This is a genomic window from Pedobacter sp. KACC 23697 (assembly GCF_045348445.1).
Lineage (GTDB): Bacteria > Bacteroidota > Bacteroidia > Sphingobacteriales > Sphingobacteriaceae > Pedobacter.
In genome coordinates, this window is record NZ_CP157485.1 from 1,389,102 (window position 1) to 1,405,652 (window position 16,551).

13 protein-coding genes are annotated in these 16,551 nt (G+C 40.1%); 11 read left to right on the plus strand and 2 right to left on the minus strand.

The genetic code is table 11. The annotated features are described in order from the left end of the window. The first annotated feature begins 163 nt into the window (after window positions 1-163). On the plus strand, window positions 164-610 hold the full coding sequence (locus tag ABEG20_RS05350) for a hypothetical protein (RefSeq protein WP_406826356.1): 447 nt from the start codon (window positions 164-166) through the stop codon (window positions 608-610). 60 nt (window positions 611-670) lie between these two features. Here the strand turns inward: ABEG20_RS05350 and ABEG20_RS05355 are convergent, their stop codons facing one another. Together ABEG20_RS05355 and ABEG20_RS05360 are read right to left on the minus strand one after the other, a co-directional pair. After that, window positions 671-1,810 (minus strand): sensor histidine kinase, encoded by a 1,140-nt coding sequence (locus ABEG20_RS05355; RefSeq protein WP_406826357.1) that lies wholly within the window; start codon window positions 1,808-1,810, stop codon window positions 671-673. A gap of 238 nt (window positions 1,811-2,048) precedes the next feature. After that, a complete protein-coding gene (locus tag ABEG20_RS05360) occupies window positions 2,049-2,774 on the minus strand; it encodes a LytR/AlgR family response regulator transcription factor (RefSeq protein WP_406826358.1) in 726 nt (241 codons plus the stop codon). Window positions 2,775-3,215: 441 nt separating this feature from the next. Between ABEG20_RS05360 and ABEG20_RS05365 the strand changes: the two genes are divergently transcribed. The 10 genes from ABEG20_RS05365 to ABEG20_RS05410 all read left to right on the plus strand — a co-directional run bounded on the left by ABEG20_RS05365 (window position 3,216) and on the right by ABEG20_RS05410 (window position 16,520). Continuing rightward, window positions 3,216-4,220 (plus strand): LLM class flavin-dependent oxidoreductase, encoded by a 1,005-nt coding sequence (locus ABEG20_RS05365; RefSeq protein ID WP_406826359.1) that lies wholly within the window; start codon window positions 3,216-3,218, stop codon window positions 4,218-4,220. A gap of 274 nt (window positions 4,221-4,494) precedes the next feature. Next, window positions 4,495-5,058 carry an RNA polymerase sigma-70 factor gene (locus ABEG20_RS05370; RefSeq protein ID WP_406826360.1) on the plus strand — a complete coding sequence of 188 codons (564 nt, stop codon included), beginning with the start codon at window positions 4,495-4,497 and terminating at the stop codon, window positions 5,056-5,058. A gap of 63 nt (window positions 5,059-5,121) precedes the next feature. Next, window positions 5,122-6,066: a FecR family protein gene (locus ABEG20_RS05375; protein WP_406826361.1), complete on the plus strand. Its 945-nt coding sequence runs from the start codon at window positions 5,122-5,124 to the stop codon at window positions 6,064-6,066. Window positions 6,067-6,304: 238 nt separating this feature from the next. After that, the gene (locus ABEG20_RS05380) at window positions 6,305-9,535 is read left to right on the plus strand and encodes a SusC/RagA family TonB-linked outer membrane protein (RefSeq protein ID WP_406826362.1); all 3,231 of its coding nucleotides are present in this window, start codon (window positions 6,305-6,307) and stop codon (window positions 9,533-9,535) included. A gap of 11 nt (window positions 9,536-9,546) precedes the next feature. Then, window positions 9,547-11,070, plus strand: coding sequence for a RagB/SusD family nutrient uptake outer membrane protein (locus tag ABEG20_RS05385; RefSeq protein ID WP_406826363.1), 1,524 nt, complete (start codon window positions 9,547-9,549; stop codon window positions 11,068-11,070). Then, window positions 11,064-12,929: an alkaline phosphatase gene (locus ABEG20_RS05390; protein ID WP_406826364.1), complete on the plus strand. Its 1,866-nt coding sequence runs from the start codon at window positions 11,064-11,066 to the stop codon at window positions 12,927-12,929. The genes ABEG20_RS05385 and ABEG20_RS05390 overlap by 7 nt, the downstream gene beginning before the upstream one ends. A 107-nt stretch (window positions 12,930-13,036) precedes the next feature. After that, complete coding sequence (locus ABEG20_RS05395) at window positions 13,037-13,939, plus strand: metallophosphoesterase family protein (protein WP_406826365.1); 903 nt, start codon at window positions 13,037-13,039, stop codon at window positions 13,937-13,939. Window positions 13,940-14,191: 252 nt separating this feature from the next. Beyond that, on the plus strand, window positions 14,192-15,487 hold the full coding sequence (locus ABEG20_RS05400; RefSeq protein ID WP_406826366.1) for an esterase-like activity of phytase family protein: 1,296 nt from the start codon (window positions 14,192-14,194) through the stop codon (window positions 15,485-15,487). Between the two features lie 179 nt (window positions 15,488-15,666). Further along, on the plus strand, window positions 15,667-16,056 hold the full coding sequence (locus tag ABEG20_RS05405; RefSeq protein ID WP_406826367.1) for a LytR/AlgR family response regulator transcription factor: 390 nt from the start codon (window positions 15,667-15,669) through the stop codon (window positions 16,054-16,056). A 32-nt stretch (window positions 16,057-16,088) separates the two neighbouring features. Continuing rightward, window positions 16,089-16,520: a hypothetical protein gene (locus tag ABEG20_RS05410; protein ID WP_406826368.1), complete on the plus strand. Its 432-nt coding sequence runs from the start codon at window positions 16,089-16,091 to the stop codon at window positions 16,518-16,520. The last annotated feature ends 31 nt before the right edge of the window (window positions 16,521-16,551 follow it).

Below are 16,551 nucleotides of genomic sequence, written 5' to 3' on the forward strand. Positions count from 1 at the left end.
ACCAGTTTGAAATTTTGCGAATGAAATGTCGTATTAATTTAAACGGAGATTACACATTTTTTGCGCCTTGGAAATCGTTAGATAGGTTTGATTTTGCGATATTTGTTATCGCCCGATAATAATGATTTAACTCGACTTTTTCTTTAATTTGCCTAATGGCGATATGATGCAAATTCAGCTTAAACAGCTTAAGAAGACTGAACCCTGGACTGTATTATTACATGATCAGGAACTGGGAAGCATAGCAAAGGATAAGGAAGGGTGGAAGCAGCTGTCAGGTAATATGTTGCCTGAAGAACTTATGCATCATATGGGGCTGTTTATCGATGGACAGCAGCATCTGTATCTGCCAGAAGAAATCAAATTGAGATGGCCAGCGCTCATTGAAGAAATTATCGTCAACTCAGATGCTGAATATATGGTCATCTGCAAAGCTTTTGTAGATTTCAGATCGTTCGAAAAAATGTTTGAAGAATTTGTACCAGGTATGATCAAAGAAGAATGGGCAATCAATTTTAAAGTTTACAGTCACAATTTTGACGAGGATTTTGTAAAGCAACTGTACCGCAAGAATGAAAAGTCCAATTATCATCCTATTCATAAATGGTAATTAATAATATGGCATTTAAATATGTTTAAATCGAATTTCTATCTCAAATAAATTAAATTGTTAAGCATGGATCTTGTGCTCAGCTTTTTTAGTTAGCGGCGTTATGCTTAATGCATGTAAAGCAATACTGATATTTAACGTATAAAAACCTTCTTCATCAATTCCAGCAGTCATTTCGGCATTTTGATGGTAAGCATATTTTAACCGGTTACTGATATTGTCCATTCCTGAGCCAAAACCTACCTTACTTTTTATCAATCTCGGTAAGTTGCGGCTTTCGATATGCAGCTTGCCATCAAAAGTATAAACAGCAATGGTAGCTTTATTCTCTACATCATGAAGATTTCCGTGTTTAAACATATTTTCTAAAATAGTAAGCAAAACAAGTGGAATGAGTTTAATTTCATCAAGGTCTGGTCCGCTGGCCAGTTCAATATAAATGGCGCCTTGTGTAATGTGGTGCAAAGCAATCAGGTTTTCGCATTGCGAAATTTCCTCACTCAGGTATACAAAGCCCTCATTATGTTGCGTATTGGCTGCAAAACGCATCATATCCGAAAGGTAAAGCATTACTTTGGCATCGTCTGGAGAATGGACGCTTAGTTTTTGGTGTACAAATTCAAATGTATTAAAAAGCAGGTGAGGATTAATCTGTGCTTTCATAAAAGCATTTTTAGACATGGCAAGTTCCTTTTCCATTTTTTCCTTTTCCAGAAGCATTTGAAAACGTTGTTTCTCAATTCTCGATCTTTCTGTCTTTTCACTGATAAACTGCTTTAAAAAATAGTAACCTGTAGAAAAAAGCAGAAAAAAAGAAGATCTCCATAATAAAGTAAGTAATCGTGTTTCTATTGGTGGTGGTGCAATGGAGATGAAATTGGTGTATTTTCTTAAAAAGACATCCAGATAAAAAACAAAACCAACATATAAAGCGAGTTCGAAAATAACAAACAAAGGGATTTTATATATCGCATGCCTTGGTGAACTGGTTGCTTTTTCGAGTAACCAAACATGAAAGTAAAACAGGCAGATGTTTACGATATAATGGATTACATAATTACCCAGTTTTCCAAAAATCCCTGATATCAATCCGACAATAATGGATTCCCAAAAGATAAAAGAGGCCCAGGCGATCAAATGCACCCGATACCGATAAACCCAATTATAGAATATATTGGGATTCTGTTTTAATCTATCCATAAAGAGATTTTTACCATTCATGTAACAACTAAAGTTATAGGGTGCCGCCGCCGCTAGTTTTCGAAAAAAAAACAATATGAAAACTAAAAAGCTTAACAAACGGACCCTGTTTGTATTCAAAAAAAACAATATTAATAACACTCAAGCAGGTACCACCCATTCTGAGCCAACAACAACTTCAGTTACCAGTACCATTAGCTCAGGTGTCTTCTATTAGCAAAAACAATCTCAGTAGCCGTTACTTTTTGCGGCTACTGATGATTAACCTTTCGGAGATAAAACTTTTAAATTCATGATGATAAATATCGCCAACGGTAAAGCTAATGTGGTTGTTCATGGTGATCCTGTTGCCATCTATGTGCAAAATTTTGTCAATGGCCACAATATAACCACGGTGTAATTGTATAAAACCTTTTTTAATACTAAGCTGTTCACGAACGTCTTTCAAACTCAAATAAGCAATAATTACTTTATTTACCGTATGTAATTTAATGTAATTATGAAAACTTTCAAAGGCAATAATATCCTCATATTTAACCATTACCGCACGGTGTTCCTCTTCCTTATTTTTAACCAGGAAATAATCTTCGTTGGCACCGCCCGTCATTTCATGCCCAAAAAGCCGGGTAATGGTAGTGGCAAATTTAGCATAGCTATATGGTTTAAGCAAATAGGCATCTCCTGCGGCTTCAAAAGCATCAAAAGCATACTGTTCATGCGAGGTAGTAAAAATGAGTTTTCTGGTTCTAAACCGGATGGCTTTGGCCAGTTCGAGCCCGGAAATTTGGGGCATTTCTACATCCATAAAAATTACATCAACCGTTTCTGAGCTGGCCAGCTCTCTTAAGGCGGTAATTGGATCAGTAAATTGCTGTACTAGCCGCATATTTGGTGTATCTTCTATATATTTTTGTAGCCCGGCTAAGGAACTATATTGGTCGTCTATGGCTATGCACTTAATCATCTTCAAATATCTGGTTCTCTTGTAACGAAATTACGCCTTTTTGTAACGAAAAAGGTACTATCTGTACGCAATAATTTTAAGTTTTTCCTTATTCGTTAATTTAAAGTAAAATATGTGTCAAATAAGTTCACTTGATGCAGACAATAGCTATAATCCATAAATATTCAAGAATAAGGGTATTTGCGACATATAATTGATTTGCTAATCAATATAATAAGTTTAATCAAATTAAGAGCGTATGCCCATCTGTTTTGTTACCAGAATATACAAATTCCTACATCGTTGTAATCGGTAATGTCTGATTATACGCTTTAATTATTGAACAAAACCTTTTGCCCTGCATTATGCCGTATATGTTGGCTAAACGTCATATGTAGTTCATTTAAGCCAGACTTGGTTTTATTAACGATATTTTTGCAATACAGATTTATCCTTTAATTTATGGCTGATCACTTATTGAAAAATATACCTTATTCCGTTCTCGATCTTGCAACCGTTTTAGATGGTTTTACTGCTGCAGATACCTTTAAAACCAGTCTTGACTTGGCTAAACAGTCCGAAACTTTAGGTTACACACGTTACTGGTTTGCCGAACACCATAACATGGCCGGTGTAGCCAGTTCGGCACCGGCAGTACTTATTGGCTATATTGCTGGTAATACCACTAGCATACGCGTAGGCTCTGGTGGCATTATGCTGCCCAATCATGCCCCCTTAATTGTGGCAGAACAGTTCGGAACATTGGCTTCGCTTTATCCCAACCGGATCGATCTGGGTTTGGGCAGGGCGCCTGGAACCGATCAGGTTACAGCAATGGCTATTCGTGGCGAAAACTTTAATGCTGTTCATAGTTTCCCGAGAGATATTGAGAAACTACAACAATTTTTCTCTGCCGGTAATAACCGGGCAAGTGTAAGGGCCATGCCGGGAGAGGGCCTGGATATTCCGATCTGGATTTTAGGTTCAAGTACGGACAGCGCACGCTTGGCAGCAGAAAAAGGACTCCCTTATGCTTTTGCCAGTCATTTTGCACCAACCTATTTTGAACAGGCTGTTTCGATTTATAAAAATAACTTTAAACCATCTCAATTTTTGCGCGAGCCTTACGTAATGGCTTGTGTAAATGTAGTTGCTGCAGATACCGATGAGGAAGCAGAACGTTTATCAGGTTCGGTAAAACGTATGTTTTTAGGTGTAATTACAGGCAAAAGAGAATTGTTAAAACCACCGGTTGATGATATTAACGCTTATTGGGATCGGTTGGAAAAAGAAGCAGTAGAGCAGATGTTATACTATTCTTTTATTGGTAGTGCCAAAACCATTAAAGAAAATTTAGCCGCTTTCGTTGCAAAATATGGCGTAAATGAGATAATGAGTACCTCTCATATTTACGATCATCAGGCAAAATTGTACTCGAATAAAATTTTTGCAGGTTTGTTTAGATAGAAGATAGGTTGTCATTTCGAGCAGACCCGATAGCAATCGGGTGTAACGCAGTCGGGAACCCGAAGGCTCAGAGAAGCTAAGTCTATTGAGTCAGATATCTCCATTCCACTGCGTTTCAGTCGAGATGACGACCGTTTTATTGAAAATATCTAACATGCGCAAAATCCCGTCCATTTTACATCTTACATATTCCATCATCACTAACACTTTAAGATTTGTTAATAATTAGGGAATATTGAGCTTGTAGCTTTGCTGCGAAAAAAAGCAGCATCCCTTGAGCGAAACTTTACTTTCATCTTTACAGCGCGGCAGCCACCAGGCCATGGAGCAAATTTACCAGGTATACTGGGCAGATATTTTTGATGCCGCGTTAAAAAAAACCGGTGATGAAGCAATTGCCCAGGATATTACACAGGAAATTTTTATTTCACTTTGGGAGAACTGTAAAACGATTAACCTGTCTGGAACCCTCGGTGCCTATTTATATGGTGCCGTAAAATATAAAGTAATTAATTATTTCAGGTCGGGCAGTATAAAAGAACAGCATCAAACTGCGCTTACAGCCCTGATGGATGAGCAGCATACTGCTGCGGCTGATGATAAACTCATTTTAAGAGAGCTTCACCTGGAGGTAGATGCCGCCATTGCGCTATTGCCCGAAAAAATGCAAATGGTATTCACCATGAGCAGAAAACAGGAGAAATCCATGAAAGAAATCGCTGCCGAACTCGATGTTTCTGTACAGACCGTAAAAAATCAGATCTCTGCTGCGTTGAAACTGCTTAAAAAAAGCCTTTCCTATATCCTGTTAATGGCTGTTTTGATCGGCTTAACATAAAGTTAATCTATAGATAACATTTTTGGTTAGTACCCATCTGCTTTTCAACTGACATGTATTTAAATGACAGAAGAACAGGCAAAGGAACTGCTGCAGAAATATCTCGATCAGCAGGCAAGTCCAAATGAGCAAAAAAAGGTTGAAGAGTGGTATGCTACACTGCACGTAAAAGATGTGGCTATACCTGCTGACCGAAAGGCAGCAATAGGCGCGCAAATGTTTGCTCAACTTCAGATTGCTATGCGCAAGCAGTCGAAATCTGGCAAAGTATTCAAACTCCAATCCTTTATCAGGATCGCAGCCGCCGTATTTCTAATCCTTACAATTGGAATAAGCTTTTGGAAACTCAATACAAAAGTGGCGTCTGAAAATCAGTTAACCGTAGTTAACGGAAGTAAGCAACAGAAGCGAATTACTTTATCAGATGGCTCGGTGGTGTTATTAGGCCCTTCAGCAAAACTCTGTTATTCTAAAGTGTTTGCTTCAAACAGCCGCCAGATTGAACTAAAAGAAGGAGAAGCCTTTTTTGATATCGCCCATCAGGAAAAAAGACCATTCACCGTACATACAGATGCCGGGGTAGATATCAAAGTTTTGGGAACTTCTTTCAAAGTTAAATCTTATCAGGCCCATAAACAGCTTGAGGTTGCCGTAGTTACGGGTAAAGTTGCTGTTAGTAATCGGAAAGGCAATCTGGGTACGCTGGTTAAAGATGAGTTTTTAACTTATAATAAAAATAACGGTCGTACTGCCATTAGTAAGATCAAAGCGCTTGCTTTTATCGAATTCGCTTTTGATGGTGCAAGTCTTGACCAAGTGATCGCCAAGCTTCAATATGTTTACAGCATCAAAATTTTGCTGAAAGATAATGCTTTGGGCAAACTTAAAACAACTGCTTCTTTCAGTAGTAAACAATTGCCTGAAGAAATTTTGGATATCATCTGCAGTCTGCATCACCTCAGGTTCAGCGAATCAAAAAATCATAAAACATTTAATATATACAAATGAGACAGGATATGATCTAGAACTATGCACGGCTATCGGTCAGACCGTGTACCGCAATCTTTCTTCCTGGCAAAAAAAAGCCAGTATAAATAAAGCTTTACAAAAATAAAATCAAACAAATTAAGCAATGAAAACAACTTCCGCTAAGCGGACACCAGCTCTTTACAAGATCATGAAATACTCATGTTTAACATTTACAATCCTCTGCATTTTTTGCAGCTCTATTCTCGCTTCAGCAGGTATGGCACAAAAATTAGAGAAAACTACGGTTAGCCTCACCATAAGTAAAGGCCGTAAGATGACCGAGATCATCAAAGAAATCGAATCCCGTACCGGACTCAGTTTTGTATATAATCCGGATCAGCTGCAACAAAAAAATATGTTGGTGAGCGGCGATTTTACTACCGAGCCTGTAAGATCACTTTTAGATCGGCTTGGATTACAGGTTTTGGAAAAAGGCGCATATGTGATTTTAAACAACGCAGTAATGAACAAACCAGACCGTATCGTTACCGGTATAGTACGCGATACTACTGGTTTAGCGCTTCCAGGCGTTTCTGTAAAAGTATTGGGCACTCAGAGTGGTACCATGACCGATGGAAACGGTGCTTATCGCATTGCAGTTGGCGCTGATGCCGTATTATCATTCTCGATGATCGGTTACCAGACCAGGGAAGCAAAAGTAGGCGGAGATCTGGTAATTAACATGGTGTTGAAAGAAGAACGCTCCACACTTGCAGATGTGGTGGTTGTGGGCTATGGTACACAGAAAAAAGAAACCTTAACCGGGGCAATCAGTATTGTTGGGCTGGATAAACTTTCTTCACGCTCATTAAACAGTGTTGGCGAGGTATTGGCCGGGAAATCACCAGGTGTGATTGTAACCAATGAGGGTGGCGATCCAACTTCTGCACCACGTATCAATATCCGAGGTGCGGGCGGTATTAATGGAGAAAATGTGCTGTATGTAATTGATGGATCTATATTCTCGGGTACACCACAGCTAAACCCCAACGATATTGAATCGATATCGGTACTAAAAGATGCATCTGCTGCCATTTATGGCGCGAGGGCTTCGGGCGGTGTGGTATTAATTACCACTAAAAAAGGTAAAAACGGCAAAATGCAGATCAGTTTTGATGCCAAAGTAGGCCAACAAAGTGCCTGGAAAAAACTGGAGCCTTTAAATGCACAACAACGTGCGCAGGTGGCAGCAACGGCCGCAAAAAATGGGGGTACCACGCTATTGCCAGCCTTCGATCCGGCAAAATATCCAGACGGACAGATTACCCGTACCAACTGGATGGATGAGGTTTTTAGAAATGGATTGTTGCAGGATTACAACGCAGCGATAAACGGCGGTAGCGAAAAATCTAACTATTATCTGAGTTTTAATTACCGTAACGCAGAAGGTATTGTTTTAAATACCAAAACCAAACGGTACAATTTCAGGATCAATACCGAGCATGACGTAACCAATTGGTTAAAAGTAGGCGAAAACCTTTCATATAGCAGTACCAACGGAAACGGTGCCAATACCAGCAGCGATTACACAGGTGCTTTACTTTCTGCCATTTATTATCCAACCAATGGCACACCTTATAATGCAGATGGCAGTTTTGCAGGTTTGCCGGGACCTTATGCAGGAGATTACGGAGATATTGTAAACCCGGTGGCCGATTTAATGCGCATCGATATCAATAACCCGGTAAATGTTTTAGTGATCAATCCTTATGCTAACCTTAAACTGGCCAAAGGTTTAACTGTTAGGTCCAATTTAAGCGTTACCAAATCAGATGCTGCTTTTAAAAGCTTTACACCTAAAAGATTAGAGGTAGGAAAACCTGTTGCCAGCAATAGTTTGGTAGAAAGAAGCGATAAAGCAACAGACTTTTTAGCAGAACAGGTTTTAAATTATAAAACATCATTCGCACAGCATCAGTTAGAATTTACCGGTGGTTATACTTTTCAGAAAACCAAAAGCAGTGGCTTGTACGCATCGGCTTCAGGTTTTGACGATGAATCGAAACAGTACAGGTACCTGGCCAACGGAACAATACCACAACCTTCTTCCAGTTATTTTGATGCAAAAGCACTTTCTTCGCTGTTTTTCAGGGCAAATTATAACTATGGCGAAAAGTATCTTTTATCGTTGATTGGTCGCCGTGATGGTTCGTCCATGTTGGCCAAAGAAAACCGGTTCAGAAATTATGGATCAGTTTCTGCAGGCTGGGTAGTGAGTAAGGAAGATTTCCTAAAAGAAACGCGCTGGTTAAATGAGCTTAAGTTAAGAGGCAGCTATGGTATCTTAGGAAACCTGGGCAGTCTTTCATCATCAGCCGTAAATCCGTTATTAAATCCTACGCAGAGTTATTTCGGACAATCGCCAACTTTACAGAATGGTTATATACAGACTGTTCTGGCCAATAAAAACCTAACCTGGGCAGAATCTAAACAAACCAACATCGGGCTTGATCTAACAGTTTTAAACCGCTTGAGTTTAGTAGCTGATTATTTTATCAAAGAAACCGATAAGATGATCTTAAACAGAACATTGCCGGGAACCGCTGGGCTGAACGTCCAAACCATCAATGCCGGTATAGTAAAAGATAAGGGTATTGAGTTAGGCCTAACTTACAACAGCGATAAAAATGCAGCTTTCACCTACTCCGTAAATGCTACTTTAACAAAAGTAAACAACAAAATAGAAGAACTTATTCCGGGTATAGAAAACCAGGTTGTATCTACCAATTTCAGGAATGAGGTTGCTCCGCTTACCAATAGGGTAGGACAGCCATTGTATAGTTATTATGTCTTAAAAACAGATGGTATTTTCCAGAGCCAGGCAGAGGCCGATAACTATAAAAATGCCAAAGGACAAAAGATACAGCCAAATGCAAAAGCCGGTGATTTTAGATTTGTCGATATCAACGGAGATGGATCCATTGATAGCAAAGACCGTTATTTTGCAGGTAGTGCCTATCCTGATTTCTCTTATGGATTAAGTTTCAATGCAAGTTATAAAAACTTCGATTTCAATATTTTTGCACAAGGTGTACAGGGCAACAAGTTGTTTAATGCCGTAAAACGTACTACTTATAGTGCGGCCGGCCCTTCTTATAATAAATTGGCAGGCATTTTAGATGCCTGGTCGCCGGAGAATCCAGGTGGCAAAGTGCCGATTATTTCAACAAGCGATGCCAACGGAAACTTTGCAGCCTCTGATTTTTATATAGAAGATGGCTCTTACCTGCGTATCCGCAACGTAACCTTGGGTTACAGCTTGCCAAAATCAATCGCTAATAAATTAAAAACAGGCGGTGTAAGAATTTATGCTACGGCAAATAATCTTTTCACCATTACTAAATATTCAGGCTTTGATCCCGAAATCGGAATGGACAACAACGGAGTGGATGTTGGTCGTTATCCTCAGGCCAGAAGTTTTATCCTCGGGTTAAGCGTAAATTTATAATCACAACAACAATGAAAAAGAATTTAAAATATATGGCATTTGCCGCTCTTGCTGTTTTCTCTTCATGCACAAAACAGCTTGATATTGCACCAGAAGGTTCTCCGTCTGCACAGAATTTCTGGAAAACTAAAGAAGACGCGTTGAAAGCCGAAGGCGGAATGTACGAACTCTATAATGCTGAAGATTTTTACGGTCGCGGGATGTTCTGGTTTATCAATGCCAGTGATGATATGGTTACCGGCCGTAATAAGCCAGAGGCCGATAACATTAAAAACTTTAACCGTACCTATATAGGTGGTGGTTATACCGAAACACAGTGGAGTATGCGTTATGCCATCATCAAACGGGCCAACGATATCATTACCAATGTACCTAACATCAGTATGGATGAAAGTTTAAAGAAACAGATTATTGGCGATGCTTATTTTAATGCAGGTTTGGTTTACTTTCAGCTGGCTGCAAATTATGGAAACGACAAAGCAGGTGTACCAATTGTTAAGCCCGAAACAGATGCCTCACAGCCCATTCCCCGCGCTAACAATGTAAATGAAAACTATGATTATATTATTTCACTTCTTTTAAAAGCTGCCGATAACCTTCCGTTTTTTTCGGCAATGAAACCTGCCGATTATGGTAAAGCACATAAAACAGCCGCGTGGGCTTACCTATCTAAGGTATACTTATTTAAAAAAGATTATGCCAATGCTGCTAAATACGCTGATATGGTTATTACTTCAGGTCAGCATGATTTAATTAATACAGGTTTTGCCGATGTTTTTAAAGCTGCGAACAACTGGTCTAAAGAGTATATCTGGTCTGTAGTTTGTACACCAAGCGGTGGCGGTACCGGCTGGGGCAGCAAGCTCCCTGGTGTAATGTTAACCAACAAAGCATGGGGTATTTATAACGGATGGGGCTATTACCTGCCAACCAAAGAACTTTACGATTCTTATGAAGCCGGCGATCAGCGCAGGGAAGCCACCATTTTAAAACCTGGCGATAAATTTATGTTTTTTGGCGCCGAGCGCAGCTTTACAAAAGATGGTGGTGCCACTTCAAATTACCAGTTTAAAAAATACATGGAGCCGTTTTCTTACGCCAACCCGATTCCGGCACATGTTAACCCTAATGGTGATAATGGAACAACTGATTTAAATATACCTTTAATGCGTTATGCAGAGGTATTGCTGATCAAAGCAGAAGCTGCCATTAACCTGAACGGTGCAGGCGCAGGCGATACCGAACTGAATAAAATCAGGCTAAGAGCAGGTTTAGGTGCTAAATCGGGAATGACTATAGATGACCTTAAACGCGAACGTAGGAATGAGCTTGCCGGCGAATGGGCAGACCGTCACCGCGATTTGGTAAGATGGGGTGATGCGCAGGCTACATATGCTAAACCACTACACGATTTTGATGGAAGCGTAATCTGGCCGGCAAGAAGTTTCAATCCGCAGGTGCACGATGTTTGGGCGGTGCCACAAAGAGAAATTGATAACAGCGCAGGTGTAATTAAACAAAACCCAGGATGGTAAGAAAAATAGGGATCAACTTTGCAGCACTGGCCTTTGTGCTGGGGCTGCAAGGTGCATCTGCCCAGGTAAAGCTAAATGCAAACCACGGACATAGCCACAATGATTATAAGCAGGAAATCCCGCTTCTAACGGCCTATTATGCCGAAATGGGATCTATCGAGGCAGATGTGTTTTTAAAAGATGGTGAATTATATGTAGCACATGAGGCTTCAGAAATTAAACCGGGTTTTACACTTAAAAAAATATATCTCGATCCACTGGCCCGGTTTTTTGCAGCAAAAGGAAATCATCCTTACACCGATGCAGCCTTAAAACTGCAATTAGTGGTTGATGTAAAAGAAGATTACCAGCATGTACTCCCCATACTGCTAAAAGAGCTCGAAGGTTATGATGAGGTTTTCGATGCAAAAAAAAATGCCAATGCAATTAAAGTAGTGGTTAGTGGTGATATGCCTGCTCCAGCTGATTTTAAAAATTATGATGAGAAATTATTTTTTGATGGCAGGCCTGCAACCACTTATACCGATGCGCAATTGACAAGGGTTGCCATGATCAGTGATGATTTGAAAAATCATACCGTATGGAATGGAAAGGGCAACCCAACCAAAACCGATGAAGCCAGGATGAGAACCATGATCACACAGGCGCATCAAAAGGGCAAGCCTTTCCGCTTCTGGGCTTCACAGGATAGTCCGAATACCTGGATTGTGCTCGAAAGACTTGGTGCAGACTGGATTAATACGGATAAACCCACCAAACTGAAAGATTTTTATCTTCATCAGGATAAATTGACTTATACCAATCCCAAGCCGTATACACCTTATACGCCAACTTATAAAACCGACGGGCAAAACAAAGCACCCAGAAAAGTCATTTTGTTAATCGGCGATGGGATGGGGCTAGCTGCCATCCACGCAGGTTTGATTGCCAATCATGGCGATCTGAACATGGCCAGGTTCCATTATATCGGCTTTTCTGAAACCGCTGCTGCGGATGCCGGAAACACCGATTCGGCTGCGGGTGGAAGTGCCATGGCCATTGGTTATAAAACCAATAACCGTTATATCGGTATGGGGCCTGATGACCAGAAAAAAACCAATCTGGTTGATACTTTATCCATTTTTGGCATCAAAAGTGGCATCATCACCGCAGGCGATCTCACAGATGCTACACCAGCCGTATTTTACGCCCATCAGCTCGATCGCGCTTACAATGGAGCCATCGCTAATGATCTGTTAAGCAGCAGGGCAGAAGTTCTGGTTGGTTCTAACCGCAAAGCTTTCGAGCAGAATAAAAACAGCAGGCTCTTGGCTGATCTGAAAACTAGAGGTTTTCAGTTAACCAATAGCTTAACTGATTTTGAAAAGCAGCATGAAGGTAAACAACTGGTTTTGCTGGATGATTCGGCTACCAGGCCGATGATAAAGGGCCGGGGCGATATGCTTAAAAAATCCTTATCACATACCATGCAGATTTTATCGAAAAATAAACCCGGTTTCTTTATCATGGCTGAAGGCGCGCAGATCGATTACGGCGGGCATACCAATGATCTGCCTTACCTCATTACCGAATTGCACGATTTCGACCGGACCATTGCCGAAGCACTCCGCTTTGCTGATCAGGATGGGGAAACTTTGGTTATTGTAACTGCCGATCATGAAACAGGTGGATTAACCCTTTTAGATGGTGCTGCAGAAAAAGGAATGGTAAGGGGCGAATTTAGTACCAACGATCATACAGGGATTATGGTTCCGGTTTTCGCCTATGGCCCAGGTTCACAAAATTTCAGCGGTGTATATCCCAATAATCAAATTTTTCATAAAATCATTAAAGCTTTTCACTTGTCAAAAGTTAAATAAGTAAATAAAGCGAATATCCCTATAGCGGTGTCTGTACCCACTACAGCGCCGCTTTTTCTTGATGTTACCGCAAAGGTGCGATGAGAGATTAAATTAAAGAAAAACTGATGGAAAGAAGATCTGCACTCAAGAATATCGGTGGCCTTTTTTTGCTGCCAACATTATCAAAAGTTTCGCTACCTATGGAGAAAAAGCCTGTTTTAAGGGTAGCACACATGACTGATATACACCTGAAAAACCAGTTTAATGCACCAGCGCGATTTGCCAGATGTCTGCACCACTTACAGGCACAATTGCCAAAAGTAGATCTGATTTTAAATGGCGGCGATATTGTTTTCGATATGAACAAAGAAAACATAGGTACCATTAACGGTCAATGGAAACTGGTACACGAAACCATGAAAAACGAATGTAGCATCCCTGTAAATTATTGTTTGGGAAACCACGATGTCTGGTGGAATGAGGCCAGTAAGGGTGATGTATTTTATGGAAAAAAATACGCTATGGATAAATTGGGCCTGATTAAACCTTATTACAGCCTGATACAGAATGGCTGGAAAATCATTGTGCTGGATAGTACCCATTTGGATATAGATAATACCTGGTACATTGGCAAATTGGGCGATGAGCAATTCAACTGGCTAGAAAACGAACTGGAAAACACCAGTAAAACGATGCCGGTAATGGTGATGTCTCACATTCCGATCCTTACTGCATTATTGATGATAGAAGATGATATTGTAAATAAATGGACCATGTTGGGTGGTGATATGCATACCGACACGGCAAAGATTATCAATCTTTTTTACAACTATCCCAATGTAAAACTGTGTTTAAGTGGTCATTTGCATATGCGCGATAAGGTGGTGTACAACCATGTGACCTATCTTTGCAATGGCGCGGTATCTGGTGCTTGGTGGGAAGGTAACAGAAGAGAAACTGCACCGGGCTACGGAATAGTTGATTTATATGATGACGGTAGTTTTGAAGAGCAATATGTGAATTATTGAGGATAGCTTGTTAGAACCATCATTTTGAGCGGCGTGAACGAATTCTGGAAATCTATCTAGACAGATCTCTCCATTCCATTGCGTTCCAGTAGAGATGACTACTGGTGTTAGAAAGACAGCTGCATTTAAGCCCTTTACCCCCTGCTTATAAATAAAAAAATGATTATTCAAGATGAAGCCTTAAAACTATTCTTGTTATTCCCTTAACATTGCTTTCATATTCAGATCCTTGCTTTGTTCAAAAAAGAATAAATGAAAAGAGATCTACTCACCCTAATTGTAGCCATATCTGTCGGTATGGTATCGTGTAAAAAGAATCATAACGAAACACCAGCAGAATTTACTTACCCCACCGTGGCCGAAGTTTCCGATCCGTCGGTACTTTTCACCACTGCAGGAGGTGTAAAAGTATATAACGGAGGTTTTGGATCAGCAGTTGCCGCCGACCCTAACTCGCCGGATGTTTTTTATATGCTAACCGACAGGGGGGCAAACGTTACCGGACAGCTTGCAAACGCTATTATTATTGGAAAACCTGATTTTGATCCACAGATTGGAAAATTCAGGCTGAAAGATGGGAAATTGGTACTCGAACAAACCATCGAACTTAAAAATGCATCCGGTAATAAGTTAAACGGACTTCCAAATCCCGCTGGAATGGGAGCTTCTGGAGAAACTGCTTACGACTTAAATGGACAGGTAATTGCGCCAAGTGCCGATGGGATCGATTCAGAAGGCTTGGTCAGGGCAGCTGACGGATCATTTTGGGTCAGCGATGAATATGGTCCACATATCGTACACTTCGATGCAACTGGTAAAACATTAGAACGCATTAACCCGTTTGGCACAGGAACCGGTGGGCGTACCATTCCGGCCGTATTTGCCAATAGAAGAGCAAACCGTGGCATGGAAGGTTTGGCCATTACCCCAGATGGAAAAACTTTGGTTGGCATAATGCAATCGCCAATGTATAACCCGTCTAAAGCTGCAGTAGCTAATTCGGTAGTATTAAGAATTTTGACTTTTGATATCGCAAGCGGAGCAACCAGGCAATACGTTTACCTGATGGATAATACTACTTTAACAGGCGTGAGTGATATTGTTGCCGTTAACAGCACTACTTTCCTAACCATTGAGCGTGATGGATTATATGGCGGGGCAGCAAGCAATCCGGCCACATTTAAAAAAGTTTTCAAAATAGACCTGAGCGGTGCTACCGATATTTCTGATGCTGATAATGGTGCAAAAGGAAAACTTTTTGGCGGCAAAACCGTGGAAGAACTGAATAATGCAGCAGGTTTAAGTACAGCGGGAATTACCCCGGTAAGCAAGGCCATTGTTTTAGACCTGTTGAAAGATCTACCTTCCGTTTATCCGCACGATAAAGCAGAAGGTTTAGCTTTATTGCCTGGTAATATCCTTGTAATTTCCAATGATGATGATTTTGGTGTGGTGGATAATGGCGCAAGTGGCTTTGCTCAAAAAATATTGCCTTTAACTAATTCGGTTGATAGAAACCGTTTATATTTTGTTAAAGTAAAACTTTAAAGCGTTTAGCCATGTGTTTAATTGACACATGGCTGAATTATTTCATAAATTAAGGCATAAGTGAGAAATACTGTCTGATTAGTATGTTGGTTATTACCGTAATTTTACCCTTTTTTTTGTCTTTCTATATAGATTAGGGTTAAGATGTGTTAAGTTTGATGTAACCTATCTAAACCGCTATGTATTACAGTTGTGCAATTGTTGATGATGAACAGCACGCCATTGATGTACTTCATGATTATATTGAAGACAATCGTTTTTTAAAACTATCTAACACCTTCAATAATCCCATTGATGCATTAAAAACAATTAGTGCCGGCGATAAAATCGATTTTCTTTTTTTAGATATTGATATGGATGGAATGAAGGGCACCGAATTATCTGAGCATCTCCGTTCCAAAGCCAGGTTCATAATCTACGCATCTTCTCATCTTGAGAATGAGGTTAGAAAAATAGATACAAGTTTTGAGTGTTATCTGGGTAAACCGATTTCAATGAAACGTTTTACCGGTACCATCGATAAACTGATACAACTGAATAATGCCGATAAACAACTGAATAACATATGATCGAACTTAATTACCTTTTTAAACAGGAATTCTTGGAAGACATATCCTATCAGTTGATGCGTGCAGGTATGCAAGACCCATGGTTGGTATTATCTGGATGTAAGGTGTTGGGTATTATAGACGAAGTTGAAGGTTCCTGGATTCAAATTGTTGGGGAAGATATTCCACTTATGGTTATTGAAGGCATGGGCAATTTAATTAATAAGCAGCAGTTTAGCTGGTTACCAGATCTAATTAAAAAACAATGGCCAAAGTATGTGCTTGATGTGATAGTAGAAAATTTGCAGCATTACGAAATAATTTGCCATAAAGAAGCTTGTACCAAACGTTTTAGGCAACGCTTTACGTTGGGGGTTCATGCATTAGCTGAGCGGGAATCGGCTCTGGTTTTCAAAGTAAGGTGTTTTCAAAAATCAGATTCATACGAGATCATCAAAGCTCCGGCAATTGACCGTTATGTTTAACATTTAATTGCATTTTTATCCAGGGGAAAAA

Excerpts from the sequence above, each read along its gene's own strand:
- ABEG20_RS05350 (WP_406826356.1), top strand. The coding sequence starts at position 164 with ATGATGCAAATTCAGCTTAAACAGCTTAAGAAGACTGAACCCTGGACT.
- ABEG20_RS05355 (WP_406826357.1), bottom strand. The coding sequence starts at position 1,810 with ATGGATAGATTAAAACAGAATCCCAATATATTCTATAATTGGGTTTAT.
- ABEG20_RS05360 (WP_406826358.1), bottom strand. The coding sequence starts at position 2,774 with ATGATTAAGTGCATAGCCATAGACGACCAATATAGTTCCTTAGCCGGG.
- ABEG20_RS05365 (WP_406826359.1), top strand. The coding sequence starts at position 3,216 with ATGGCTGATCACTTATTGAAAAATATACCTTATTCCGTTCTCGATCTT.
- ABEG20_RS05375 (WP_406826361.1), top strand. The coding sequence starts at position 5,122 with ATGACAGAAGAACAGGCAAAGGAACTGCTGCAGAAATATCTCGATCAG.
- ABEG20_RS05380 (WP_406826362.1), top strand. The coding sequence starts at position 6,305 with ATGGCACAAAAATTAGAGAAAACTACGGTTAGCCTCACCATAAGTAAA.
- ABEG20_RS05385 (WP_406826363.1), top strand. The coding sequence starts at position 9,547 with ATGAAAAAGAATTTAAAATATATGGCATTTGCCGCTCTTGCTGTTTTC.
- ABEG20_RS05390 (WP_406826364.1), top strand. The coding sequence starts at position 11,064 with ATGGTAAGAAAAATAGGGATCAACTTTGCAGCACTGGCCTTTGTGCTG.
- ABEG20_RS05395 (WP_406826365.1), top strand. The coding sequence starts at position 13,037 with ATGGAAAGAAGATCTGCACTCAAGAATATCGGTGGCCTTTTTTTGCTG.
- ABEG20_RS05400 (WP_406826366.1), top strand. The coding sequence starts at position 14,192 with ATGAAAAGAGATCTACTCACCCTAATTGTAGCCATATCTGTCGGTATG.
- ABEG20_RS05405 (WP_406826367.1), top strand. The coding sequence starts at position 15,667 with ATGTATTACAGTTGTGCAATTGTTGATGATGAACAGCACGCCATTGAT.